This window comes from Xanthobacter wiegelii, assembly GCF_043193855.2.
Lineage (GTDB): Bacteria > Pseudomonadota > Alphaproteobacteria > Rhizobiales > Xanthobacteraceae > Xanthobacter > Xanthobacter flavus_A.
This window is the reverse complement of the sequence record NZ_CM195529.1, coordinates 1,905,038-1,930,513: the sequence shown is the minus strand read 5'-3', so window position 1 is coordinate 1,930,513 and position 25,476 is coordinate 1,905,038. Positions and strand designations below refer to the sequence as shown.

General features: G+C 69.3%; 23 protein-coding genes and 1 other RNA gene. 10 read left to right on the top strand and 14 right to left on the bottom strand.

The window, feature by feature from the left end; translation table 11 throughout:
- Positions 1–2: 2 nt before the first annotated feature.
- The 13 genes from ubiG to tkt form a co-directional block, all read right to left on the bottom strand.
- Positions 3–746, bottom strand: a complete 744-nt coding sequence (ubiG, locus tag V5F63_RS08875) for a bifunctional 2-polyprenyl-6-hydroxyphenol methylase/3-demethylubiquinol 3-O-methyltransferase UbiG (RefSeq protein ID WP_394102205.1) — start codon at positions 744–746, stop codon at positions 3–5.
- 82 nt (positions 747–828) lie between these two features.
- Positions 829–1,863: a tryptophan--tRNA ligase gene (trpS, locus tag V5F63_RS08870; RefSeq protein WP_209488693.1), complete on the bottom strand. Its 1,035-nt coding sequence runs from the start codon at positions 1,861–1,863 to the stop codon at positions 829–831.
- Between the two features lie 130 nt (positions 1,864–1,993).
- Positions 1,994–3,520, bottom strand: coding sequence for a murein biosynthesis integral membrane protein MurJ (gene murJ, locus V5F63_RS08865; RefSeq protein ID WP_394102204.1), 1,527 nt, complete (start codon positions 3,518–3,520; stop codon positions 1,994–1,996).
- Positions 3,521–3,685: 165 nt separating this feature from the next.
- Positions 3,686–5,608 carry an ATP-dependent zinc metalloprotease FtsH gene (gene ftsH, locus V5F63_RS08860; protein WP_394029397.1) on the bottom strand — a complete coding sequence of 641 codons (1,923 nt, stop codon included), beginning with the start codon at positions 5,606–5,608 and terminating at the stop codon, positions 3,686–3,688.
- Positions 5,609–5,721: 113 nt separating this feature from the next.
- Positions 5,722–6,873 (bottom strand): tRNA lysidine(34) synthetase TilS, encoded by a 1,152-nt coding sequence (gene tilS / locus V5F63_RS08855; RefSeq protein ID WP_509210827.1) that lies wholly within the window; start codon positions 6,871–6,873, stop codon positions 5,722–5,724.
- A gap of 3 nt (positions 6,874–6,876) precedes the next feature.
- The gene (gene ybgF / locus V5F63_RS08850; protein ID WP_394029398.1) at positions 6,877–7,833 is read right to left on the bottom strand and encodes a tol-pal system protein YbgF; all 957 of its coding nucleotides are present in this window, start codon (positions 7,831–7,833) and stop codon (positions 6,877–6,879) included.
- 193 nt (positions 7,834–8,026) lie between these two features.
- The gene (gene pal, locus V5F63_RS08845; RefSeq protein ID WP_209488689.1) at positions 8,027–8,518 is read right to left on the bottom strand and encodes a peptidoglycan-associated lipoprotein Pal; all 492 of its coding nucleotides are present in this window, start codon (positions 8,516–8,518) and stop codon (positions 8,027–8,029) included.
- A 394-nt stretch (positions 8,519–8,912) separates the two neighbouring features.
- Positions 8,913–10,040, bottom strand: coding sequence for a tetratricopeptide repeat protein (locus V5F63_RS08840; protein WP_394102203.1), 1,128 nt, complete (start codon positions 10,038–10,040; stop codon positions 8,913–8,915).
- 41 nt (positions 10,041–10,081) lie between these two features.
- Positions 10,082–10,729, bottom strand: a complete 648-nt coding sequence (locus tag V5F63_RS08835; protein WP_394102202.1) for a thiamine phosphate synthase — start codon at positions 10,727–10,729, stop codon at positions 10,082–10,084.
- A 129-nt stretch (positions 10,730–10,858) separates the two neighbouring features.
- A complete protein-coding gene (locus V5F63_RS08830) occupies positions 10,859–11,881 on the bottom strand; it encodes a class I fructose-bisphosphate aldolase (protein ID WP_394102201.1) in 1,023 nt (340 codons plus the stop codon).
- Between the two features lie 222 nt (positions 11,882–12,103).
- Complete coding sequence (locus V5F63_RS08825) at positions 12,104–13,297, bottom strand: phosphoglycerate kinase (protein WP_394102200.1); 1,194 nt, start codon at positions 13,295–13,297, stop codon at positions 12,104–12,106.
- 21 nt (positions 13,298–13,318) lie between these two features.
- On the bottom strand, positions 13,319–14,326 hold the full coding sequence (gap, locus tag V5F63_RS08820; RefSeq protein WP_209488684.1) for a type I glyceraldehyde-3-phosphate dehydrogenase: 1,008 nt from the start codon (positions 14,324–14,326) through the stop codon (positions 13,319–13,321).
- Between the two features lie 105 nt (positions 14,327–14,431).
- Positions 14,432–16,438, bottom strand: a complete 2,007-nt coding sequence (gene tkt / locus V5F63_RS08815) for a transketolase (RefSeq protein WP_394102199.1) — start codon at positions 16,436–16,438, stop codon at positions 14,432–14,434.
- 369 nt (positions 16,439–16,807) lie between these two features.
- On the opposite strand from tkt, the gene V5F63_RS08810 reads away from it, so the two are divergent.
- The 6 genes from V5F63_RS08810 (at position 16,808) to V5F63_RS08785 (ending at position 20,132) form a co-directional block, all read left to right on the top strand.
- Positions 16,808–17,113 carry a DUF4164 domain-containing protein gene (locus V5F63_RS08810; protein ID WP_209488682.1) on the top strand — a complete coding sequence of 102 codons (306 nt, stop codon included), beginning with the start codon at positions 16,808–16,810 and terminating at the stop codon, positions 17,111–17,113.
- Between the two features lie 4 nt (positions 17,114–17,117).
- Positions 17,118–17,501, top strand: a complete 384-nt coding sequence (locus V5F63_RS08805) for a cell division protein ZapA (protein WP_209488681.1) — start codon at positions 17,118–17,120, stop codon at positions 17,499–17,501.
- Positions 17,502–17,555: 54 nt separating this feature from the next.
- A non-coding RNA gene (gene ssrS / locus V5F63_RS08800) (6S RNA) lies at positions 17,556–17,710 on the top strand.
- A gap of 31 nt (positions 17,711–17,741) precedes the next feature.
- Positions 17,742–18,353 (top strand): 5-formyltetrahydrofolate cyclo-ligase, encoded by a 612-nt coding sequence (locus V5F63_RS08795; RefSeq protein ID WP_394029404.1) that lies wholly within the window; start codon positions 17,742–17,744, stop codon positions 18,351–18,353.
- Positions 18,354–18,394: 41 nt separating this feature from the next.
- Complete coding sequence (locus V5F63_RS08790) at positions 18,395–19,216, top strand: TIGR00282 family metallophosphoesterase (RefSeq protein ID WP_394102198.1); 822 nt, start codon at positions 18,395–18,397, stop codon at positions 19,214–19,216.
- A 169-nt stretch (positions 19,217–19,385) separates the two neighbouring features.
- Positions 19,386–20,132: a YebC/PmpR family DNA-binding transcriptional regulator gene (locus V5F63_RS08785; protein ID WP_394029406.1), complete on the top strand. Its 747-nt coding sequence runs from the start codon at positions 19,386–19,388 to the stop codon at positions 20,130–20,132.
- A gap of 91 nt (positions 20,133–20,223) precedes the next feature.
- Here the strand turns inward: V5F63_RS08785 and V5F63_RS08780 are convergent, their stop codons facing one another.
- Positions 20,224–20,664, bottom strand: a complete 441-nt coding sequence (locus tag V5F63_RS08780; protein ID WP_209488677.1) for a MerR family transcriptional regulator — start codon at positions 20,662–20,664, stop codon at positions 20,224–20,226.
- Positions 20,665–21,241: 577 nt separating this feature from the next.
- Between V5F63_RS08780 and V5F63_RS08775 the strand changes: the two genes are divergently transcribed.
- From V5F63_RS08775 to ruvA, 4 genes are all read left to right on the top strand, one after another.
- Positions 21,242–23,800, top strand: coding sequence for an SEL1-like repeat protein (locus V5F63_RS08775; RefSeq protein ID WP_394102197.1), 2,559 nt, complete (start codon positions 21,242–21,244; stop codon positions 23,798–23,800).
- Between the two features lie 70 nt (positions 23,801–23,870).
- A complete protein-coding gene (ruvC, locus tag V5F63_RS08770; protein ID WP_209488675.1) occupies positions 23,871–24,380 on the top strand; it encodes a crossover junction endodeoxyribonuclease RuvC in 510 nt (169 codons plus the stop codon).
- Between the two features lie 30 nt (positions 24,381–24,410).
- Positions 24,411–24,842, top strand: a complete 432-nt coding sequence (locus tag V5F63_RS08765; RefSeq protein ID WP_394029409.1) for an anthrone oxygenase family protein — start codon at positions 24,411–24,413, stop codon at positions 24,840–24,842.
- A gap of 10 nt (positions 24,843–24,852) precedes the next feature.
- Positions 24,853–25,473 carry a Holliday junction branch migration protein RuvA gene (ruvA, locus tag V5F63_RS08760; RefSeq protein ID WP_394029410.1) on the top strand — a complete coding sequence of 207 codons (621 nt, stop codon included), beginning with the start codon at positions 24,853–24,855 and terminating at the stop codon, positions 25,471–25,473.
- Positions 25,474–25,476: the final 3 nt, after the last annotated feature.

The window sequence follows — 25,476 nt, the reverse complement described above, 5'->3', positions numbered from 1 at the left end:
GCTCAGGCCTCGCGCTCGGCCACCATGAAATAGTTGACCGACAGGTCCTCCGTCAGGCGGAAGTCGCCGGAGAAGGGCTCGTAGGCGAGGCCTACCTTCTCCCGCGCGGCGAAGCCGGCTGCGGCGAGCGTCGCCTCCAGTTCCTCCGGCGTCACGAACTTCTCCCAGCGATGGGTCCCGGGCGGCAGCCAGCGCAGGACATATTCGGCACCGACGATGGCGAGGGCGAAGCTCTTGGGCGTGCGGTTGAGCGTGGAGAGCACCAGCACGCCGCCCTCCGCCACCAGACGCCCGGCGGTGCGCACGAACAGGCCGACATCGGCCACATGCTCCACCACCTCCAGCGCCACCACCACGTCGAAGCGCACGCCCCGCTCGGCCAGCACCTCGGCCGTCTCCGCCTCGTAGGTCACCATGAGACCCGACTGGGCGGCATGGGCGCGGGCGATGTCCACATTGCCCGGCGCGGGATCGATGCCGGTCACGTCCGCGCCCATGCGGGAGAGCGGCTCGCTCAGGAGCCCACCGCCGCAGCCGATATCGAGGAGGGTGAGGCCCTTCAGCGGGCGAAGCGAGCGGGCGTCACGGGAGAAATGGCGCACCAGCGTGTCGCGCAGGAAGGCGAGGCGCGCGGGGTTCATGGCGTGCAGCGGCGCCATCTTGCCCTTCAGGTCCCACCACTGGGCCCCGAGCGCATCGAAGCGGGAGACCTCTTCCGGGTCAACCGTGGCGTTCATCTGCGGCATCACGGCCTCCTCTGCGGCGGGCGACATGCCCCACACTTAGGCGCCGCATCCGGCGCGGGCAAGGCCGCGCCGGCAGTCCCGGTCAGCGCACCATGCCGACGATGTCCTTCACGTCGCGGAGGGTCTGGTCCGCGATCACCCGCGCGCGGTCGGCGCCATCGATCAGAATGGCGTCGATGGCGGCGGGATCGGCCATCAGGCGCTGCATCTCGGTGCCGATGGGGCCGAGCTTCGCGACAGCAAGATCCACCAGCGCCGCCTTGAACGCCGAGAACTGCGCGTTGCCATACTCCACCAGCACCTGCGCCTTGGTGGTGTCGGAGAGGGCCGCGAAGATGCCGACAAGGTTATCCGCCTCCGGTCGGCCCTTGAGCCCCTCCTCCTCGGAGGGCAGCGGCTCGGGATCGGTCTTGGCCCGGCGCACCTTGCCGGCGATGGCGTCGGCATCGTCGGTGAGGTTGATGCGGGAGAAGTCCGAGGGCTCCGACTTCGACATCTTCTTGGAGCCGTCGCGCAGGCTCATCACCCGCGTCGCCGGCCCGGCGATGAGCGGCTCGGTGATGGGGAAATAGCCCTCGCCATGCCCGTTGGCGGCGATGGAGGGGGCAAAGTCCGTGTTGAACTTCTGGGCGATGTCGCGGGTCAGCTCCAGATGCTGCTTCTGGTCATCGCCCACCGGTACATGGGTGGCGCGATAGAGCAGGATGTCGGCAGCCATCAGGGTCGGGTAGGCGAACAGGCCCACGGAAGCGTTCTCGCGGTCCTTGCCGGCCTTCTCCTTGAACTGCGTCATGCGGTTCAGCCAGCCCATGCGGGCGACGCAGTTGAACACCCAGGCGAGTTCGGCGTGGCCGGACACCTGGCTCTGGTTGAACACGATATGGGCCTCGGGATCGATGCCGCAGGCGATGAAGGCGGCAGTGACCTCGCGTGTGTGGCGCTTCAGCTCCTCGGGGTCCTGCCAGACGGTGATGGCGTGCAGGTCGACCACGCAATAGATGCACTCGTGGCTCTTCTGCAGCTCCACGAAGCGCTTGATGGCGCCGAGATAATTGCCGAGATGCAGATTGCCCGTGGGCTGCACGCCGGAAAATACGCGTTCTGCGACCGCCGCCATGGCGAACTCCCCAAAGAGCGGCGCGCCGCTCGACCTGAATGCGGGCAATGGCCCGCGAAAGTGAATGCGGCGCGTCATGCCACCTGGTGCGGCAGGGCGCAAGGGCGCCGCCCGTACCGCCCCTGCCCGCTCAGGTGCCGTGCCGCCAGGCACGTGAAACGGCGACCTTCACGCCAAGCGCGCCGGCGCCATAGATGACCGCTCCGCAGCAGATCAGCCCCGTCAGCCGCAGGATGCCGGAAAGCGTTCCCTGCGCCGGCGGCCAGGCCGAAGCGAAGGCATGGACCGCGACGCCCATGGCAAGGCTCGCGGCCGCGAGCCCGGCGGCGGCAAGCAGCGCGGGCACGGAAAAACGCAATGCACCCCGCCGCACCAGTACACCGCCGAGGGCGAGGATCGAAGCCAGCGATGACAGCGCCACGGCGCCCGCCGCAGCCAGTGGCCCCAGGCCCCAGGCGAGCGCCGCGGCCGCCGCGATGCAGAGCACGAGGGAGGCAAGCGCGATTCGCTCCGCGACCGTGATGAGGCCCACCGTGGAGGCGGCGGCAGAGAGAATGCGCTCCAGCCCCTGCGCCGGCAGCGAGGCGGCGAGCACGGCGAGTAGCGCCCCGGTGAGGCGGGCGTCCTCGGCATCGAAGCTGCCGCGCTGGAACAGCGTGACGACGATGGGTTCGGCCAGGACCGCCAGCCCCACCGCCGCAGGCAGAGCGAAGGCGAGCGCCGCGAGCACGGCACGTCCCGCATCGTCCGCCGCTTCGGCCCTCCCCCGCCGCAGCAGTGCGGGCACCAGCACGGCCCCGGCGCTGGCACCGACAAGGCCGAGGGGCAGATCGAGCAGCCGCTGGGCATAGTTCAGCGCCGCCACGGCGCCAGGGCTGGCCGAGACAGCCGCGACCACCACGATGAAGCGCAGCTGGCTCAGCCCCGCGAACAGCAGCGCGGGCGAGGCCGCGCGCAGGACGCCGAGCGCACCCCGGAAATCCTGCACCGTCAGAACACGGAACAACGGCAGCGCGGGGCACCCGCGGGCGGCCAGTCGCATCAGAACGAACTGGGCGGCGCCCGCGCCCACCTGGGCGACGACGATGGCGAAGGCGGCCGTGTCGCTTTCCATCAGCCCTCTGGCGAGGAGGACGGCGATGACGCACAGCACGGTTACATTGGCCGCCGCCGGGGCCAGCGCCGGCAGCAGCACCCGGTGGGTGGCATTGGCGATACCCCCGTAGATTGCCGCCAGTCCGGCCAGAGGAACATAGAGCACCACCACCCGGCCGCAGAGAATGGCGACATCCGCCCGCTGTCCGCCCGCCTCGAAGCCCGGCGCCATAAGGCCGATCAGCTGCGGCATGAAGAGCGCGGCCGCAGCGGCAAGGAGAAGGAGCAGGCCGCAGAGCAGGAGCAGGGTCGCGCCGGCGAGCCTTCGGGGTGCGGCCTCATCGTCGCCCGCCCGCGCGAGGGCCGGAATGAAGGCGAGATTGAAGGCCCCCTCCGCCAGAAGCCGGCGCGCCAGCAGGGGCAGCGCCATGGCTGCCGCGAGCGCATCCGCCACCGGCCCCACGCCCAGCACGGCGGCCGTGGCCGCGTCCCGGGCGAAACCCAGAACACGGGACGCGAGCGTTGCCGCCGAGACGAGAGAGGTGCGGGCGAGAAGGGACATGTGAGAGGCTATGCCCTGCACGGACCAGGCTGTCGATGGGGTCCGCGCCCGTCCTCCCCCCGGCCCGCGCGCGCCAAATCAGGCACTCGCCCGGCGCACTGCCCTGATACCGGCCAGAACGAAAAACGCCCGCTTGCGCGGGCGTTTTCCCAGGATGATATGGCGTCAGGCCTGGGGCTGGGGCTCCACAGAGCCGCCGGCACCGCCCGGACGCGGGCGCTTGGTGGTGGGGATGGCCGAGCCGCGCGGGTTCGACGGCTCGATCACGCTCTCCCGGTTCGGCGTCTTGCCGTCGAGGAGGTCCACGATCTCCTCGCCCGACAGCGTCTCGTATTCGAGCAGGCCGCGCGCAAGAGCCTCGAGGTCATCGTACCTCTCGGTCAGGATGCGCTTGGCCTCGGAATAGCCCTCATCCACCAGTCGCCGGACCTCCTTGTCGATGGTCTGCGCGGTGGCCTCGGACACATTCTGGTGGCGTTGCATGGACATGCCGAGGAACACGTCCTCGTTGTTCTCGCCATACGCCACCTGACCGAGGAGGTCGGAGAAGCCCCAGCGCGTCACCATCATCTTGGCCAGGCGGGTCGCCTGCTCGATGTCGGAGGCGGCGCCGGACGTCACCTTGTCGTGGCCGAACACCAGCTCTTCCGCGACACGGCCGCCCATCATGATGGCGAGGCGCGAGGTCATCTGCTCATAGCTCATGGAGAGCTTGTCGCGCTCCGGAAGCTGCATGACCATGCCGAGCGCGCGGCCGCGCGGGATGATGGTGGCCTTGTGGACCGGGTCGGTGGCCGGGACGCTCAGCGCCACGATGGCGTGACCGCCTTCGTGGTAGGCGGTGAGCATCTTCTCTTCCTCGGTCATCACGAGGGAGCGACGCTCGGCGCCCATCATCACCTTGTCCTTGGCGTCCTCGAACTCGGACATGGTGACCATGCGCTTGTTGCGCCGGGCCGCCATCAGCGCCGCCTCGTTGCAGAGGTTGGCGAGGTCCGCGCCGGAGAAGCCGGGGGTGCCGCGGGCAATGGTCTTCAGGTTCACGTCGGGGGCGACGGGAATCTTGCGGGCATGCACCTTCAGGATCTGCTCGCGGCCGACCACGTCCGGATTGGGAACGATGACCTGGCGGTCGAAGCGGCCCGGACGCAGCAGAGCGGGGTCAAGCACGTCGGGGCGGTTGGTCGCGGCGATAAGGATAATGCCCTCGTTCGCCTCGAAGCCGTCCATCTCCACCAGCAGCTGGTTGAGGGTCTGCTCGCGCTCGTCATTGCCGCCGCCGAGGCCGGCGCCACGGTGGCGGCCCACCGCGTCGATTTCGTCGATGAAGATGATGCAAGGCGCATTCTTCTTCGCCTGCTCGAACATGTCGCGCACGCGGCTCGCGCCGACGCCCACGAACATCTCGACGAAGTCGGAGCCCGAGATGGTGAAGAACGGCACGTTGGCCTCACCCGCGATGGCGCGGGCGAGCAGCGTCTTGCCGGTGCCGGGGGGGCCGACGAGCAGAACGCCGCGCGGGATGCGGCCACCGAGGCGCTGGAACTTCTGCGGGTCGCGCAGGAATTCCACGATCTCGGTGAGGTCGCTCTTGGCCTCGTCGATGCCGGCCACGTCGTCGAAGGTCACGCGGCCATGCGCCTCGGTGAGGAGCTTGGCGCGGCTCTTGCCGAAGCCCATGGCCTTGCCGCCGGCACCCTGCATCTGGCGCGACAGGAAGATCCACACGCCGATCAGCGCGAGGAAGGGCAGCCAGGACAGAAGCAGGCTCACGAACCAGGGCACGTTGTCCGACGGGGCGCGCGCGGTGATCTGCACGCCCTTGCCGTACAGGCGCTGCACGAGCGAGGGGTCGTTCGGCGCGTAGGTCTGGAACGAGCCCGAGCGACCGGTATAGGTACCGGTGATGTTCGGCCCCTCGATCACGACCTCGGCCACCTTGCCGGCGTCCACTTCGTTGAGCAGCTGCGAGAAGGAGATTTCGTTCGCATTGGTGCGCTGGCCCGGGCTGTTGAACAGCGAGAACAGGGCCAGCAGGAGCAGGACGATGATCACCCAAAGGGCGAAATTACGTAGATTGGCGTTCATTGAACCCTCGTGGGGACAGAAGGGCGGTCCCGCTTCGACGCCTCACCATACGGAAGGAAAACTCCGCACCGTACCGCCGTCGGTGGAACCTCCCGCACCGTCCAGCGGCTAATTTAGGTGCGAGGCCCCGACTTGCCAAGGACAGGAGCCTTTTCCGCACTTGAATTCGTCGCGATCCTTGCGGCAAGGCGCCGGGGAGGTGCGGTGGATACGAGCACCTGCCCCTTTCGGACGGTCACACTGGCGCCCGCAAGGGTGCGGCGAAATGGAGCAGGCACCAGCGCCAGCGCAGCCAGCACCGCCTCCAGCAGAAGCTCGAGCTTGGCGAGTTCCACCGGCCCTTCCCTGCCCTGCGTGGCGACCAATCGGCCGAGAAGCCGCAGGGCGATTTCATCGGGCAAGGCCGCGAAAGCGGAACCGCTGATCGCGCGGCCGGATTTCTGGACGGTAACAAGCTCCGCCTCCGCCCGGTCCGTGGCCGCCTCAAGCGCCGCGTCCGCGCGGGCGACCCGACGGGCAAGGCGGCTAAGACGCCGCGCATCGAGCCCCTCGCGCGCCAGCGCGGGCGCAAGCGCCCTAAGCCGCGGACGGGCAAAGCGGGCGTCGAGGTTGGACGGATCGCTTGCGTAGACGAGCCCGGCCGTATCGAGCGTCGCCAGAAGACGCGCCTTTGGCAGGTCGAGGAACGGCCGCAGCAGCACGAGCCCGCCACGGGTCGTCTCGGCACTCATCCCAGCAAGGCCGGCGAGGCCGGAGCCGCGCGCCATGCGGAACAGCACCGTTTCAGCCTGGTCATCGCGTGTATGAGCCAGCGCGAGGGCCGAGGCCCCCACACGCCGCGCCTCGGCGGCAAGCAGGCCATAGCGCGCCTCGCGGGCCGCTTCCTGCAATCCATGGTCCGGCTTGTCGCCCTGCCAGGGCAAGGTGCGATGGGGCAGCTTGAGCGCCCCCGCCAAACGCGCCACCTCCTCCGCCTCCCCTGCCGAGGCCGCCCTGAGGCCATGGTCGACCGTCGCCGCGAAAAGCCGGGGCCCGCCTGGGGCTCGGTCCCGCCAGCGCGCGGCGAGATGCATCAGAGCTGTCGAATCGGGGCCGCCGGAGACGGCGATCAGGATGGCCGCATGGCCGGAGAAACGCGCGAACAGCAGGTCCAGCTCACTGTCCGCAATGGCGGAGCCAGGCTCGGGCGCGATGCTTTCGGCAGCACCCGGGGGGACAGGCGATCCGGATGTCCCGCGCGAACGGTCTGCGGGGTCCCTCGCCATGCCTCAACAGCCGACGCGCTTCTGCTCGCGCTCCACGGCCTGCCGGATGGAGGAGGCGGTGCGGGGATACTTGCGATCCACCTCCTGGAAGGTGGCGCAGGCGGTCTCCTTCTCGCCGAGGCCGGCGAGCGACTGGCCGAGGCGCAGCAGCGCCTCGGGTGCGCGGGCGGAATTCTGGTACTTGGTGGAGACTTCGAGGAACGAGGCCGCCGCGTCGGAATAATTCTGCCGCAGGAAGAGGCTCTCCCCGAGCATGAAGGTCGCGTCGGCGATCAGGCGATCGTTGGGCGAGGCCTGGATGATCTGCCGGAACGTCTGCTCGGCACCGGCATAATCCTGGCGCTGAAGCTGGGACTGGCCGGCATCGTACAGCTCACGCACCGTGGCGCCGGCGGATGGCAGCGCCGCGACCTGCTGGCCCGTGGAGGCGCGCACGGGCGCACCCTCGACTGTGCGCGACGGAGGCGCGGCGCTCCCGGCCGAGCCGAGCGGCTGCGGAGCGCCCGGCGCGGCGGGGTCCATATTGGGATCGAACGCGTCCGAGCGACGCGCGGGCGCGGCGGGGGAAGCCGCCGGGCGGCCGGAGGGGAGCAAGGCCGGGGCCGGCCCCGGCCCTGCGGCGGGAGACGCGGCTGGAGGCGCCGAGGGACGGCCACCGCCGGCCTCTTCCAGCCGGCGCACCTGCGCCTCCAACTGTTGGTTGCGATACTGGAGTTGCTCGACCTGGCCGGTGAGCTGGCGCAAGGTCGATTCCAGACGCTCCATGCGGCCTGTCAGCTCGGGGTCCTCGCGCGGGGCCTCCTGCACGGGCTGGGGCGGCTTGAAGAGGTTGCCGAAGAGGTTGCCGTCGTTCTGCGCCGCCGCCGGCGCCGCCGTGCCAAGGGCCGCAGCGAAGGCGATGCCGAGGAGGACGGCGTGGGTGCCGACAAGAACACCGACCGGGCGCAGGCGCATCTTCATGAGACTTTTGCTTGAGGCTGGTGGTGAGGATCGCGGCCGGAAACGTGCCGGCTCGGGCAAAGAGACTTTACCCCGGCGATCGCGTCCAAAGTGTGACCCGGCAATGGCTTGGCGGCACAGGCCGCCCGTCCAGCGCCACACGCGCGAAGGCCGGCACCCGTGGGTGCCGGCCTTCGGGACGTGGTCATGACACTCAGGCGCCGCCGCCATTCAGCACCGTCACCGCGCGTCGGTTCTGCGACCAGCACGAGATGTCGTTGCACACCGCCACCGGCCGCTCCTTGCCGTAGGAGATGGTCCGCATGCGGGCCGGGTCGATGCCGCGGGACGTGAGGTAGTCCCGCACGCTCTGGGCGCGCTTGGCCCCCAGCGCGATGTTGTATTCGCGGGTTCCGCGCTCGTCCGCATGGCCTTCGATGGTGAAGGTGTAGCGGTTGTACTGCTGCAGCCACTGGGCCTGACGGTCCAGGGTGGCACGCGCCTGCGGGGTGAGATCGGTCTGGTCGCTCTCGAAGAATACGCGATCGCCGACGGCGACCACGAACTCCTGAGGGGAACCGGGAGGGCCACCCGCGCCGCCGACGCCGGCATTCTGGTTGGGATTGTTGGCGCACGCGGCAAGCGCCAGCGCGAAGCCGAACAGAGCCGCGAACCGGAAGCCGCGAGCAAGGCTGAGGAAACGCATCCGGTAACTCCCTTCTAAACACTGCACCGGAGGCTTCGGGTCTAAAGCCGTCCGGTTAAGCGAACGTTCCGTGCGCGGCTGACGGGCCGCTCCGAGGGCCGAAAACAAGCGGGTACGGGCAATTCCCGCTCGCCATGGTTTCCGGGCCGTTATCGCCACTCCTCCGGATCCGGCAGCTCGCATCATCCCGCGCGCCAAGCAGGCGCGGGCGGTGGCGAGAGGCTGTCCCGAAGGGCCGGGAGAGGTGTCAACCCCCGTCCGGCGCGTCCTTCACTGATGCCGCGACGTGGCGTCATCATGGCGCGGAGGTGCAGGGGTGAAGGCAGAGCGAGTGTGGCTTGGGGCGTTGCAGAATGGCCACAGCCATCGTCACGCGGTGCCGTGCGGCGTCCGGTCAGGCGCGACCGGCTTCCCAGCGGGCGGCCTGGGCCTGAGCCTTTTTGCGATCGGCCTCGGGAAGCTTCGCGACCACCTCGTCCAGCATGGGATCGCCAAGGCCCCGGCTCTTCGCGACGAGGTGCCAGGCCGCCGCCTGCACCTTGTCCTGCGCGACGCCCCGCCCCACGGCGAGCAGCCGCGCATAGCGGTTCTGGGCGATGGCATTGCCGGCCAGCGCCGCCTTGCGGAACATGGCGGCCGCCGCGGCCTCGTCCTTCGGCACGCCGGTGCCGTTGAACTGCATGATCGCGAACTCCACCTGCGCCGTGACGTGGCCGAGCCGCGCCGCCGCACCGATCATGCGGGCCGAGGCCGCGATATCCTTGTCGACACCGTTGCCTTCCTTCAGCAGCACGCCGAGGGCGTACTGGGCGTCCTCCACGTCCTTGGCGGCGGCGATTTCGAACCACCGCGCGGCCTCGGACGGCTCCTTGGGAATCTTCCGTCCCTGGAGGTAAAGCAGGCCGAGATTGTAGGCGGCGCCCGCGCTACCCTTCTCCGCAGCCTGTCGGAACAGCTGCGCCGCCGCCGGCTCATCCATGGGGACGCCCCGGCCGGCGAGCGTCATGTTGCCAAGAGCGAACAGCGCGGAAACTGACCCGGCGTCCGCCGCCTTGCGATACCACTCGACGGCCTTCTTCGGGTCCAGCGGCACGCCGAGGCCTTCCGAATAGAGCTCGCCGAGCAGCGTCATGGCGGCCGGATCGTTACCCGCGCGGGCACGCTTCAGGGCCTCGTTGAAGGCGGAGATGTAATAGCCGCGCTGGTATGCGCCATAAGCGAGATCGCCGGTGCCGCCCGGGGTATCTAGGCTCGGATAGCTGATCTGCTGGCCCAGCAGGGGCATGGGCGCAGGTTCGCGGGGACGCTGGGCGGCCTTCGGATCGGGCTTTGCCGGCTTGTTTCCGGATTTCGCGTCCGGCTTTGGATCGGGCTTTGGATCGGGCTTGGGCTTTGCCGCCGGCTTGGGCGCGGCCTGGCCGGATGGGGCAGCCCCGCCGGTGGCTTGCGCAAAGCTGAGGGATGGCAGGGCGGCAAGCGTCGCCCCCAGGGCGGCGGCGAACAGCACCGCGCGGAAAGGCATGGCTTCACCCGGCCAGCGGCGCGGAGCGCGGAAACACCACGTCATTGCGCGTCTTCACCCGCGTCGGACGCACCCGCGGCAAGGCGCGCCTGCACGGCGGCGACCGCCTTCGCCGGTCCCCCCGCCGACGCCAGCAGCGCTTCGGACACGGCGACGAAATCGGCACCGGCTCCGGCGAGCGCGCTCACCTCGTCGAGGGTGGAGGCGACACCGACGCAGGGCACCTCGAACAGTTCGGCCCACCAGCCCACCAGATCGAGCACGCGAAAGAAGTCCCCGCTTTCAGGGGCGAGCGGGCCAAAGGCGACGTAATCCGCGCCGCTCTCGCCCGCGACCATGGCCTCGTGGCGCGTGACCAGCCCTCCGGCTCCCACGATGGCGGCGGGCTTCAGCAGCCGCAGGGTCGCATCGAGCGCCGGTCCGGCGGCGACGTGGACGCCATCCAGGCCAGCGGCAGCGACGAGGCCGTCCGGGCCGTCGAGAAGCACGGCCACGTCATGGCGCTGCACCGCTCCGGCAATCTCCGCGAGCCGCGCGGCATCGACCGTCTCGCCCGGCGCCACGCGCAGAACCACGCACGCCACATCGCCCGCGCGCACCGCCGCCTCCACCGTGCGCGGGTCGAGCGCGGGCGTCAGGGTGAACACGAGCATGAGGCGGGCGCCGGGGGCGGGCGGAGGATTGGCCATGGGTCTGATCGGTCTGCCAAGAAATCGGCGAATTGGGGGCACGGACGCGGAATGTCCTCGGCTTTCGCCAGACCATAAGAAAAGGGCCGGCGCAAGCCGGCCCCTCCCTATGGGTGATGTGCCTTACGCTCAGGCGGCCTTGCGCTCGTCCTCGGGCGACCACTTGCCGAGGGCCGCGAGAGAGTTCATCTGCGCCCGGTGGGCGAAGGCGGCCTGGGCCTTGGCGACGTTCTCGGGCTTGCCGGCCCATGCCTTCTGCGGCGCGGCCTGGAGGGCGCGGCCGTAGGAATAGGTGAGCTTCCACGGCAGGCCGCCGAGCTTCACCATGGCATCGAGATGGGCAGTGGCGTCCTCGTCGGACTGGCCGCCGGAAAGGAAGGCGATGCCCGGAACGGCGGTGGGCACGCAGGCCTTGAGCACGCGCACGGTCTTCTCCGCCACCTCGGCCACCGAGGCCTGCGCCGAGCTCTTCTTGCCGGGCACGATCATGTTGGGCTTGAGCACCATGCCTTCCAGGCGGACGCGCTGGTAGTACAGCTCCTCGAACACCGTCTTCAGCGCCCATTCGGTGACGCGGTAGCAGGTGTCGATGTCGTGGGCGCCGTCCATGAGCACTTCCGGCTCGACGATCGGGACGATCTTCGCCTCCTGGCACAGCGCCGCATAGCGGGCGAGCGCGTGGGCGTTGGCGCGGAGCGAGGTGTAGGACGGGATGTGCTTGGTGGTGTCGATGTCGATCACCGCACGCCACTTCGCGAAGCGGGCGCCGAGGTCGTAATACTCCTTGAGGCGGCCGGCCAGGCCGTCGAGGCCCTCGGTGATGGTCTCGCCCGGGCAGAAGGGCTGCGGCTTGGCGCCGGCGTCCACCTTGATGCCGGGGATGGAGCCGGCCTTTTCGATCAGCGAGACCAGCGTCGTGCCGTCCTTCGCCTTCTGGCGGATGGTCTCATCATAGAGGATGACGCCGGAGATGTAGTCCATGCCCTGCGAGCGGAACATCAGCTCGCGGTAGTCGCGACGATTCTCCTCGGTGGATTCCACCCCGATGGCATCAAACCGCTTCTTGATGGTTCCGCCGCTCTCGTCTGCCGCGAGGATGCCCTTGCCGTCGGCCACCATTTTCTGCGCGATCGCGTCGAGCTCCGCCGTCATGTTCTTCACCTGCCTTGTTGCCGCCCCTCGGCGGACATGGACACCGGAGCGTGGCACTCCGGCATATTGGAGGTCGTGGCACGCCCGGACCGCAGCGCGCCTGTAGCGCGGCAGCAAGTCCGGAAGCCGGCACCGGGTTCCCGACCGGTGCCCTACCCGAAAAGCGCCCGCCGCGGAGGCCGGGCGGGCGCAATTCTCGTCATTTTGTTCCGCAGCGCAACATCAGCGCCGCAGGGCCTCCACGCCCGGAAGCGCCTTGCCCTCGAGCCATTCGAGGAAGGCACCACCGGCCGTCGAGACGTAGGAGAAGCGATCCGCCGCGCCGGCGTGGTTCAGCGCCGCCACGGTATCGCCGCCGCCCGCAACGGAAAGCAGCTTCCCGTTATGGGTGAGATCGCCCACATAGCGGGCCACGGCCACCGTCGCCGCATCGAACGGGGTCAGCTCGAACGCGCCGAAAGGCCCGTTCCACACCACCGTCTTCGCCCCGTCGAGCTTCTGCTTGACGATCGCGACCGTCGCCGGCCCGGCGTCCAGCATCATCTCGTCGTCCTTCACGTCATCGACGCTGGCGACGCGGTGCGCGGCATTGGCCTTGAACTCGGTGGCGACCACCGCGTCCACCGGCAGGACGATCTCGCATCCGGCCGCCTTGGCCTTGTCCAGGATGTCCCGCGCGATATCGCCCAGGTCATGCTCGCAGAGCGACTTGCCCACCTTCTTGCCGAGAGCCGCGAGGAAGGTGTTGGCCATGCCGCCGCCGATGACGAGGATATCCACCTTCCGCACGAGATTGCCGAGCAGTTCGAGCTTGGTGGACACCTTGGAACCGCCGACCACGGCGAGAACCGGGCGCTGCGGGGCCTCGAGGGCCTTCGTCAGCGCCTCGATCTCGCTTTCCATGGAGCGGCCGGCATAGGCCGGCAGCTTGTGGGCAAGCCCCTCGGTGGAGGCGTGCGCCCGGTGGGCGGTGGAGAACGCGTCATTGACATAGACGTCGCCGAGGCTCGCGAGAGCCTCGATAAAGTCCGGCGCGTTCTTCTCCTCGCCCGCATGGAAGCGGGTGTTCTCCAGCACGATCACCTCGCCGGAGGCGAGGCTGGAGACGGCGCTCTTCGCCTCGTCTCCCACGCAGTCGCCGACGAAAGCGACCTTGCGGCCGAGTTCGCCTTCGAGCGCCTTGGCGACGGGGGCGAGGGACTGGGTCTCGTCGCGGCCCTTGGGCCGCCCGAAGTGCGCCAGCAGGACGACCTTGCCGCCCTTGCCGGTGATGTCCCGGATGGTGGGCAGGATAGCCTTGAGACGGGTCGCGTCGGTGACGCGCCCGCTCTCCATGGGAACGTTGAGGTCGACACGGACGAGGACCCGCTTGTCGGCGAGGTCCGCGGCGTCATCGAGGGTGCGGAAGGCGATCATGATGGCGCCCCCTTTTCCCGGTCAGCCCAGCTTGCCCATGGCGACGGCCGTGTCGCTCATGCGGTTCGAGAAGCCCCACTCGTTGTCGTACCAAGACAGCACGCGCACCAGCGTGCCTTCCATGACCTTGGTCTGGTCCAGGTGGAAGGTCGAGGAGTTGGGGTTGTGGTTGAAGTCGATCGACACGTTGGGCTGGTCGGTGAAGCCGAGGATGCCCTTCAGCTCCTGCGCCGCCGCGGCGATGATCGCCTCGTTGATCTCTTCCTTGCTGGTCGCGCGCTTGGCGACGAACTTCAGGTCGATCACCGAGACGTTGGGCGTGGGCACGCGGATGGACGTGCCGTCCAGCTTGCCGTTCAGCTCCGGCAGCACCAGGCCCACCGCCTTGGCGGCGCCGGTGGAGGTGGGGATCATGGACATGGCCGCCGCGCGGGCGCGGTAAAGGTCCTTGTGCATGGTGTCCAGCGTGGGCTGGTCGCCGGTGTAGGAGTGAATGGTGGTCATGAAGCCCTTCTCGATGCCCACGGCATCGTTGAGGACCTTGGCCACGGGGGCGAGGCAGTTGGTGGTGCAGGAGGCGTTGGATACGACGAGGTGCTCATTGGTGAGCTTGTCGTGGTTGACGCCATAGACCACCGTCAGGTCCGCGCCGTCGGCCGGGGCCGAGACCAGCACGCGCTTGGCGCCGGCGGTGAGGTGCGCCGCAGCCTTGTCACGCGAGGTGAAGATACCGGTGCATTCCAGCGCGATGTCCACGCCCAGCTCCTTGTGGGGCAGCTCGGCGGGGTTGCGCACGGCGGTGACCTTGATGGGGCCGCGGCCCACGTCGATGGTATCTCCGGCGACCTTGACCTCGCCGGGGAAGCGGCCGTGCACGCTGTCGAAGCGGAAGAGGTGGGCGTTCGTCTCCACCGGGCCGAGGTCGTTGATCGCCACCACCTCGATGTCGGTGCGGCCCGATTCGATGATGGCGCGCAGCACATTGCGACCGATGCGACCGAAACCGTTGATGGCCACCTTGACGCTCATGTTGGGTCCTCCTGAGCCGGCTTTAAGCCCGGCCTCGCTGAATTGAGATGGGCGCCTGCGGATGATCCGCGACGCCGTTCCTTCGCGCCCGCCGTGCGCCGAACCTCAGGCCTGCCGGAGCTGGTCGAGCGCGCGCGCCGCGACCGCCTGGGCAGTAATGCCGAAATGGGCGAAAAGCTCCTTTGCGGGCGCGCTGGCGCCGAACGAGGTCATTCCCACGAAGGCGGCATCCGAACCGACGATGGCGTCCCACCCCATGCGGATCGCGGCCTCAACCGCGACCTTGGCCGGAGCGTCCCCGATCACCTTTGCCCGCTCTGCGGCAGGCCTTTCGAGGAACAGTTCGAACGAGGGGATGGAGACGACGCGGGTGGGTACACCCTGCGCCTCCAACAGCTTGGCGGCTTCCACCGCCAAGGACACTTCCGAGCCGGTGGCGAACAGGCTCGCCTGCGCCGGCCCGGACGCAGCGAGGATTTCGTAAGCGCCCTCCGCCGACCGGTTCTCGGCGGTGGCATCGGAGCGCAGCAGCGGCAGGTTCTGGCGCGACAGGATGAGCGCCGAGGGCCTGTCCGTGGACTGTAGCGCAATCTGCCAGCATTCCGCTGTCTCCACCGTGTCGCAGGGACGCATCACGAGGAGATTGGGAATGGCGCGCAGGGCGGCGAGGTGCTCCACCGGCTGGTGGGTGGGGCCGTCTTCGCCCAAGCCGATGGAATCGTGGGTGAGCACGTGGATGACCCGCTCCCCCATCAGGGCCGCAAGGCGGATGGAGGGGCGGCAATAGTCCGAGAACACCATGAAGCCGCCGGAGAACGGGATGAGCCCCCTGTGCAGCGCCATGCCGTTCATGGCCGCGGCCATGCCGTGCTCGCGCACGCCGTAATGGATGAACGAGCCGGAAAAGTCGTCCGGCGTCACGGACTTGGCGCCCTTGGCCTTGGTGTTGTTCGAGCCGGTGAGATCGGCGGAGCCGCCCACCATCTCGGGCACTGCCTGGGTGATGAAGTCCAGCACCAGCTCGGACGACTTGCGGGTGGCGATCGCACCGCCGTCCTTCACCGCCTTCTCCTTGGCGGCAACGATGGCACCTTCCAGGGCCTGGGGCAGCGTGCCGGCGACCCGGCGCTCGAACTCGCTGCGCTCCTCGGCCGGGCGGGCCGCGAGGCGGGTGTCCCAGGCCTCGCGGGCAGCGCGACCGGCGGCACCAGCCGCGCGCCAGCCGGCGAGTGCGTCCTCCGGCACCACGAAGGCCGGCGCTTCCCAGCCGAGGGCGGCGCGGGTGGCGGCGATCTCCTCGGCGCCCAGCGGCGAGCCGTGGACCTTCTCGGACCCCGCCTTCTTGGGGGAGCCGAAGCCGATGGTGGTGCGGCAGGCGATCAGGGTCGGACGGTCGGAGGCCTTGGCGGCCGTAAGGGCTGCGAGGATCGCCTCGGGATCATGCCCGTCCACCGACGCCGTGGCCCAGCCGGACGCGGCGAAGCGCGCGAGCTGGTCGGTCGAGCCGGAGATGGAGGTGGGGCCGTCGATGGAGATCTTGTTGTCGTCCCACATGACGATGAGCTTGGACAGCTTCAGGTGGCCGGCGAGATCGGCCGCCTCCTGGCTGATGCCCTCCATCAGGTCGCCATCGGAGGCGAGGACGTAGGTGTAATGATCCACGACGTCCGCGCCGAAGCGGGCGGCGAGCAGGCGCTCAGCCATGGCCATGCCCACGGCGGTGGCGATGCCCTGCCCGAGCGGGCCGGTGGTGGTCTCGATGCCCTCGGTGACGAAATTCTCGGGGTGGCCGGGCGTGAGAGAGCCCATCTGGCGGAAGCGCTTGATCTCGTCGATGGTCACCTTCTCGTATCCGGCGAGGTGCATCACCGAATAGAGCAGCATGGACCCATGGCCGGCGGAGAGCACGAAGCGGTCGCGATCCGGCCAGAACGGGCGGGAGGCATCGTACTTCAGCACCTTGGTGAACAGCACGGTCGCAATATCCGCCGCGCCCATGGGCAGGCCCGGGTGACCGCTGTTCGCGGCCTCGACCGCATCCATTGAGAGAAACCGGATGGCATTGGCCAATCGGTCGTGACTCGTGGAGCGGTCGCTTATGCGGCTGGACATATTCCCGTTTCTCCGGTGCCGGCGCTCTGGGCAGCCGGCCGGCTAGAGGCACTCAGGGGGGACATGGTCCAAGGCGGCGGAACGGGCTTCAGCCCCTGTCCGAACCGATGGACCCTAGCCTTCGAGGCGCCTTGTACCAAGGCTCGCCGCGCTGTCAAACCTGCCCCGTCCCCTCACGTCAAGCCAGCGCCCGCCCCGCCGCCCGCGCCGCATCGTCGCGGCAACGCAACAATGCCATGCGCCGAGGCGTGCCACAGATCGACCTTGCAGGCAGGGGTTGCAGGTTGCCACCCGACGCCATCGCATTCATGTTGACAGACTGGAACGAGCGGCGTTCCGCTGCCCGGCCGACTCGGCTAAAGTTCGCTCATGTACGCGCTGAAGCAACGCCCGCCGCTGCAGGATGCCCCCATCGAGGCGTCGACCCGGCGCCTCCACGCCGCGCTCGATGCGCTCACCGACGCCATCGATCGCCGGCGCGATGCTGATCGCCATCAGGAGGCGCTGCTGGCCCAGCTGCACGCCCTCGGGAACGACCGCGCCCGGCTCGCCGCCGAGCTGGACGTGGCGCAGGCGGAGGCCGGCGAGGTCGAGGAAGCCGGCCGCGAGATCATCCGCCGCCTCGACGTGGCCATGAGCACCATCCGCGACGTGCTCGCGACCCACGGCGGCTGACGAGATGCCTCACGTCTCCGTCACCATCGCGGGCCGGCAATACAGGATGGCCTGCGACGAGGGGCAAGAGGAGCACCTCATCCGCCTCGCCCGCGATATCGACGAGCGCATTACCCAGCTGCGCGGCGCGTTCGGCGAGATCGGCGACCAGCGGCTCGTCGTGATGGCCGCCATCACCATCGCCGACGAGCTGGCCGGGGCGCGCGGGCGCATCCGGGCGCTGGAAAGCGACATCGAGAGCCAGCGCGACGCCCGCGCCTCCGCCATGGCCCGCATCGAGGCCAGCGAGGAGGAGGTCGCCCGCACCATCGATGCGGTGGCCGAGCGCATCGAGCGCCTGGTGGCCGAACTCGCGCCGAAGGAGCGCGGAACGGTGGGGATGGGCTGAGGCGCCGGATCGAAGGGGCTGGCGCCCAACCGCTTTCGTCCCTACATTGGTGAGGCGGGGCTGCGGGGCTCGTTAGGAGACTTTTCCCCGGGGCCTTATCGATCCTTAAGGGAGCTGTCCCTGACCTCGCCTCTGGGCTTGGACACACGGCGCCCACCTACGCTGTAGGTTTCCCGGGATCGACCTCCGACGGCTTTTGTGGCTCCGCACTCTTCTTTCCATCGACGCGTTCAGATTGACATGGCCTCCGCAGATGCGGCCGGCGCGACGCTGGCTGGCGAAAAGAAACGCCTGCGCCTCGTCGCCCTCGGCCGGCGCGCGGCGATGGGCGAGAATGCCCGCCGCGCTGCGTCCGAGGCCGCGGCCCTCAATGCCGTCGCCGCGCTGGGCGACGTGACGGGCCGCACCATCGCACTCTTCTGTGCCTTCCGCGACGAGATCGACACCGCCCCCCTGGCCGAAAAGCTGCGGGCCCGCGGCGCGCTGCTCGCTTTACCTGTCATCCTCGGGCGCGGCGAGCCCCTGCTCTTCCGGCGGTGGCGTGCCGACGACGTGCTTACGCCGGCTGGCGCCTTCCGCATTCCGGAGCCGCCGGAGGAGGCCGGCGCGGTCATACCGGACATCCTGATGGTGCCCCTCGCCGCCTTCGACCGCAGAGGCTACCGGATCGGCTACGGGGCTGGCTTCTACGACCGCACCCTCGCCCGGCTGCGCGCCGAGCGTCCCGTGCGGGCGCTGGGCTATGCTTTTGCGTGCCAGGAGGTCGAAAAGGTATCCGCTGAACCCCATGACGAGCCGGTGGACATGATGATAACGGAGAGGGAAGCTTTCAGCGTGACGGCGCGGCCCTGACGCACGCCCGCTGCCCTTCGTTCGTGTTGCCGGAAGAGTTCATGCGCATTCTGTTTCTTGGCGACGTCGTCGGCCGCTCGGGCCGCGAATGCGTCGTGTCGCATTTGCCGGGCCTCGTCGCCCAATGGTCTCTCGATCTCGTTGTGGTGAACGGCGAGAATGCCGCCGGCGGCTTCGGCATTACCGAGGCGATCCATGACGAACTGCGCGCCGCCGGCGCCGATGCCATCACCCTCGGCAACCACGCCTTCGACCAGCGCGAGGCCCTGGTGTTCATCGAGCGCGCTCCGGCTTTGGTGCGGCCGCTGAATTATCCGCCCGGCACGCCCGGACGCGGGGCCGCTCTGGTGGAGGCGCGCAACGGCGCCCGCGTGCTGGTGGTCAACGTGATGGGCCGCGTCTTCATGGATCCGCTGGACGATCCCTTCGCCGGCCTCGACAGGGCGCTGGACGGCGCCACGCTGGGCGAGATGGTGGATGCCGTGGTGGTGGATGTGCACGCCGAGACCACCAGCGAGAAACAGGCGATCGGCCATTTCTGCGACGGCCGCGCCTCCCTCGTGGTGGGCACCCACACCCACGTCCCCACCGCCGATTACCGCATTCTCTCCGGCGGCACGGCCTACATGACCGACGCCGGCATGTGCGGCGCCTACGATGGGGTGATCGGCATGGACAAGGAGGAGCCGCTGCGGCGCTTCACCCGCAAGCTCGCGTCCGGCCGGTTCGAGCCGGCGGCAGGACCGGCCGCGCTCTCCGGCGTCGCGGTCGAGACCGACGACCGCACCGGCCTTGCGGTGAAGGTGGCGGCCGTGCGCATGGGCGCGGGACTGGAACCGTCGCGGCCGACCTTCTGGGATTGAGCCCCTGCCTTAGCGGTAGAAGAAGCGTGGCATCGTTATGCTGCACCCGCTTCCTTGCCCTTTTCCCTTTGGCCCGCCTATAAGGCCCGCTCCAGTCAACAGGATCGGTCCGGGCGGCGCCGCTGATGCGGGGCGCGGGGCGGGTCCGCACAACGGGACGGTGGCGGCCATGGCCGGGCATTCACAATTCAAGAACATCATGCACCGCAAGGGGCGGCAGGACGCGATGCGCTCCAAGCTGTTCTCCAAGCTGGCGCGCGAGATCACGGTCTCGGCCAAGATGGGCCTGCCCGATCCCAACATGAACGCGCGCCTGCGCGCCGCCATCCTTGCGGCCCGCGCCGAGAACATGCCCAAGGACAACATCGACCGGGCCATCAAGAAGGCGGCCGGGGCGGACACCGAGAATTACGACGAGATTCGCTATGAGGGCTACGGCCCCGGCGGCGTCGCCGTGATCGTCGAGGCGCTCACCGACAACCGCAACCGGACTGCCTCCGAAGTCCGCTCCTATTTCACCAAGTCGGGCGGCAACCTCGCCGAGACCGGCGCGGTGTCCTTCATGTTCGACCGGGTGGGGCGCATCGAATATGCCGCCAACAAGGCGGATGCCGACACCATGATGGAAGCGGCCATCGAGGCCGGCGCCGATGACGTGACCTCCAGCGAGGACGGCCACGAGGTGATCTGCGCAGCCGAGCAACTGGCCGAGGTGCAGCGGGCGCTGGAGCAGAAGTTCGGCGAGCCGAGCAAGGCGGCGCTGGTGTGGCGGCCACAGAATTCCGTGGCGGTGGACGACGAGACCGGCGAGAAGCTCATGCGCCTCGTCGAGACGCTCGAGGACAATGACGACGTGCAGACCGTCACCGCCAATTTCGAGCTGTCCGATGCCTTGCTGGCGAAGCTGAGCGCCTGATCCCGCGCCCGCTTTGAGATCGAACGCCCGGCAAGACCGGGCGTTTTCCATTCGAAATGTCCAGAGGCGGCCTGCGCCGCCTCCGTCCAGCTCAGGCCGCGAAAGCCAGGGCCATGGACTTCAGCTCGGAGATGGCGGTGTCGATCTCGCCGCGCTGACGCTCCAGCTGGGCGATCTGCGACAGGCAGCGATCGCGCGACAGGGAAAGCTCGCTCTCGCCGCCCTCATGGGCCGCCACCAGCGCCCGGATCTCCGCCAGGGTGAAGCCGAGGTGCTTGCCCTTCAGGATCACCGCCAGACGCTTGCGATCGGTTTCGGAATAGAGCCGGGTCATGCCGTCGCGGCGGGGCGAAATCAGGCCCTTGTCCTCGTAGAAGCGCAGGGCCCGCAGGGTGATCCCGAACTCGCGGGAGAGGTCGCCGATCGTGAAGACCACGGCCTCGCGATAGCCCTCACCAGCCGGGTGAGCCTGCGCCGGAGCGACGGTGTCCAGCCCGTGGTCGAACGACTTCTCGAACGTGTTGGCGTCCATGCCTCAATTCCCCTTATCTCGATCCCGTCCTGGCGCGGACGGGGGGCCGGTAACGACGTGCTTATGGACGCAGCGCCCCCACGCACCTGAGTGCGTTCCCCCGGGGACGGAACCGGCTCTCTCGGGTGGGCTGGATGACCCAAGCCGGATCACGAGGTGCCGCTGCGCCACTATGCGTACCGCCATGCCGGCACGATGGGGAGGTTCTCGGGGCTACCGTAGGGGAAAGTAACAGTTACAAGTCTGCAAACTCAGATAGTTAGATGGGGCACGTTCAGGGCCCTCGCCATGGCATCCAACGTCCTCAAGTTGCCGCTGCGGCGGGTGCGACGCTGGTTAGGTGTCCGTAGCGGCACGCTAAACGACCCTGAAGGCGGAGCTTGAACACACTCCTTGATTGTATTTCCGGCCTGTAACGCCCTGCCGGCGAACGAATGGCGCTCGACCCCTCTTCCGTCTTTGGCCGCAGGATTAACCGGCGATTTACCTTGATCCGAAATTCTGTGCCGAAGACATCACCGAATCGGGGCGCGGTACTTTGACACCTCAAAGTCATTTGTCGCCCCGGGAGGCCGGAATGGAGCGTTTTGAGCGCACGGCCCGGACGCGCGCAGGCTTCGAGGCCCACCATGGCTTCGATCCCCATGCGCAGGCCGATCACCCCGACGTCCCCGCATGGGACGTCTTTGATCTTCCCGCGTCGGCGATCGAGGCCCTGCGGGGTGAAATCGGCATTCTGCGGGAACGTCTCGCGACGGCTGCGCCCAAGCGCGCCGTGACCGAGATGGACCGCGCGATCACGCTTCTTGCGCGCCGTGTGGACGACCTTCGGGAAGCCGGCGCGACCCGCGACGGTTCGGATCAGGCGATCCTCGCCGAGCTCACTTCCATCCGCGACAGCCTCGGCCAGATGGGCCGCAACGAGCGGTCCACCGAGCGCTTCAAGGTGGTCGAATCGGGCATCGATGCCCTCGGTCGCAAGATCGAGCTGCTCGGCGCCCGCGCGGTGGACCCGGTTGAGGTCGCCCGCCTGCAGAGCCAGATGAACGAGATGCGCGAACTGGTGCAGCGCCTCGTCAGCGGTGGCCAGGGCCAGGACGCCATGGCCAAGCTCGCCCAGCGCCTCGCGGCCTGCGCCGAGGGTGTCGCCCTCGCCGGCGAGCAGGCGGCGCGGCGGGTCACCGATGCGGCCGTCGATTTCGAGCGCAATGCCGATGCCCTGCTACAGCGCTTCGCCGAGGTCGAGGCGCGCGGCCGCGCTGACGATGCGCAGGCGACAGAGCACCTTCGGTCCTCGCTCCTCGAAGCCGTGAACGGCGTCCAGGCGCGGCTCGACCGCATGTCCGGACAGATCGCCGACCAGGCGGCGAGCGTCTCGCCCGCGCTTGGCCTTGAAATCTCCCAGCGGCTCGGCGCCCTCGCGGCACGCCTGACCGCGGCCGAGGAAAGCGGCAGGGCGGACCACCCCATCGTCGACACGATGGAGCGTCACCTGTCCGGCCTCTCCGAGCAGTTGCGCCAGGCCCAGGAGCGGCTCGGTCGGCTGGACGATATCGAATCAGGCCTGCGCCGCCTGAGCGAGGAAGTACGCCACGTGCGCGAGGATACGCGCTCCGTCGCCTCCGAGGCCGCCTCGGCCGTGGCCGCCAAGGTGTCTGACCATCCGGACGGCGCCGCCGTGCTCGGGCTGAAGCGCGGGCTTGCCGCCCTTGAGGCGCGTCAGGACGAGATGGAGCGCCGGGCCGGCGAGCTTTATGGCGCCGAGCTTGAACAGCAGCTCGAAGGTATCTCCGTCTCCCTCGCCCAGGCGGGTGACGGCACCTATGCCCCGCGCACAGCTCCCGCGCGGGCGCACGACGGCGACGATGAGGACGCTGCGTATCGGGATGTCACGGATCAGGCGGCCGGATATTACCGGGAACCGTTCTTCGAGGAGGCGACGCTCTCGCAAACCGAAGCCGCAGCGCCCCATCCGCAACCTTACGCCGCCGAACCCCAATCCGCTCAACCTCACGCCGCCGACGCCCACGTTGCCGCAACGGAGGTCGATCCTCTGGAGAGCGCCCTGCGTGCGGCGGCGGGCGACGTTCCGTGGCCCCGTCCGAACCGGCGCGTCGACTGGGGTACCCCCCCATCCTCGGCCAAGGAGACGGACGAAGAGCGTCCCCGCGTCGAAAAGCGCAGCCGGAAAACCGAAAAGACCCGGGAGCGCCGCCCTCAAGGGGCAAGCGTCTTCGCCAGCTTGTTCGCGCGGCGCCGTCACATCGCCATGGTGGCGCTCATCGCCGGCGCGACCACCGTCTTCACCGGCCTCAGCGTGGGCATGGCCGTGCGCAGCGGTCCCGAGCTTGTCACGAGCCTGACGGATACGCTCCGCCGGCTGGCCGCGCCAGCCGTCGCCGGGGTCTCCCCCACCGAGCTGCCGCCGGCCATCGGGCCGTCCGCTTTGCAGATCGCCGCCCGCGCGGGAGATCCGGCGGCCGCCTTCCTCGTCGCCGGCCGCTATGCGGAAGGACGCGGGACGGACGCGGACCTCGACGCCGCCACCAAATGGCTCGGCTATGCGGTGCAGCGCGGCTCCGCCCTCGCCGCGCTCCGGCTCGGCGCGCTCTATGAGTCCGCCGGCAAGGACATGGGCGAAGCGCGGCGCTTCTACACCTGGGCGGCAGAACAGGGGAACGTGCGGGCCATGCACGCGCTCGCCATGCTCCTGTCGGAAGGCACCCTGCCCGGCCTCAACGGCCAGCCGGACTGGGCCGGCGCGCTCAGGTGGTTCCGCGCCGCCGCCGACCTCGGGCATCGCGACAGCCAGTACAATCTGGGCGTCATCTACGCCCGTGGCCTCGGCGTGAGCGCCGATGCGGCGGAAGCGTGGAAGTGGCTCGATCTCGCTGCCCGTCAGGGCGACGAGGACAGCGCCCGCAAGCGCGACATCCTGAGTCGCGACGCGGATTCCGCCTGGCTGGCCAAGGCGCAGCAGGCGTCCGCCACCTTCGTTCCCGCGACGCCGGTGGCCGCCGCCAACATGGTGACGGTCAAGCCCGAGTGGCAGGAGCAGCCCGCGGACGTGGTGGCCAACGCCGCCCCGTCCAAGGCCGCGACCCGCGTCGCAAGCTCCGCCGGCACCACCCGCTGACCGCGCGGCGCGGGATGCCGGTCTACGGCATCCCCTTTCCCCCGCCCGGCCGGTGGCGCACCTTCCCGCCATGAACCTGAACGCGATTCGCATCCTCGGCCTCGACCCCGGCCTGCGCCGCACGGGCTGGGGCGTCATCGACGTGCTGGGCTCGCGGCTGTCCTTCGTCGCCTGCGGCACCATCCTGCCGCCCGAGACGGGCGAGATGGCCGAGCGGCTTGCCGCCCTGCATCGCGGGCTGGTTGACGTGCTCCTGCGCTTCGCCCCGGCCGAGGCGGCGGTGGAAGAGACGTTCGTGAATATGAACCCGTCCTCGACCCTGAAGCTCGGCCAGGCGCGCGGGGTCGTCATGCTGGCGCCCGCACAGATGGGCCTTCCGGTGGCGGAGTACGCTCCGCTGCTGGTGAAGAAGAGCGTGGTCGGCGCCGGCCGGGCCGAGAAGGCGCAGGTGCGGATGATGATCGGCATCCTCTTGCCCAAGGCGACGCCCGAGACCGACGACGCCGCCGACGCGCTCGCCATCGCCATCACCCATGCGCATCATCGCGGCGCGGCTGCGCGCGCGCGCGCGGCGCTGTAAGCTCGCCGGCGGCCCTCAGGGATGTTCGCCATGATCTATGGACAACTGGCGCTCGTGACGGCGGCCGTCTTCACCGGCGCCGCCTTCTATATCAATGCGGTCGAGCAGCCGGCGCGGCTGATGCTGCCGGACGGCGCGGCGCTCGCCCAATGGAAGCCGGCCTACCGGCGCGGCTTCGCCATGCAGGCAACCCTCGCGCTGGTCGGCGCGCTGCTCGGCGGCGCAGCCTTTGCCACCGATGACGACTGGCGCTGGCTCGCCGGCGCGGTGCTGATGCTCGCCAACTGGCCGTTCACGATGGTCGGCATCATGCCCACCAACCGGGCGCTGATGGGCGCGCGGGAGGAGGAGGCGGGGCCGGACACCCGCCGCCTCATCGCCAACTGGGGGCAGTTGCATATGGTGCGCACCGGCCTCGGGGCGCTGGCCACCTTCGTCTTTTTCATCGCAGCCACGGGCTGAAGGGTCGCACATGATCGGCAAGCTCAAGGGCGTGGTGGACGAACTCAACGAGGACCACGCCATCATCGACGTGCACGGCGTCGGCTATCTCGTCCACTGCTCCGGCCGCACGCTCTCGGCCTTGCCAAGGGCCGGCGAGGCGGCGGCCCTGTTCATCGAGACCCATGTGCGGGAAGACGCCATCCGCCTGTTCGGCTTCGCCTCGGCGGCGGAGCGGGACTGGTTCCGGCTGCTGCAGGGGGTGCAGGGCATCGGCACCAAGACGGCGCTGGCGGTGCTTTCCACGCTCAGCGCCTCCGAGCTGACGCAGGCCATCGCGCTGGGCGACAAGACGACCGTCGCGCGCGCTCCGGGCGTCGGCCCCCGGGTGGCGACCCGTATCGTCACCGAGCTGAAGGACAAGATGCCGGGCTTCGGCACCGGCTCGGTCTCCCTCGCCGACCTCGGCGGCGCCGCGGCCGCGGCCCCGGTCGCCGGTGGCGCGGCGGCGGATGCGGTGTCCGCGCTCGTCAATCTCGGCTATGGGGCGCCGCAGGCCAACACCGCCATCGCCGCCGCTCTGCGCAGCGCGGGGGAGGATGCGAAGACCGAGACGCTGATCCGGCTCGGGCTCAAGGAACTGGCCAAGTAGGCG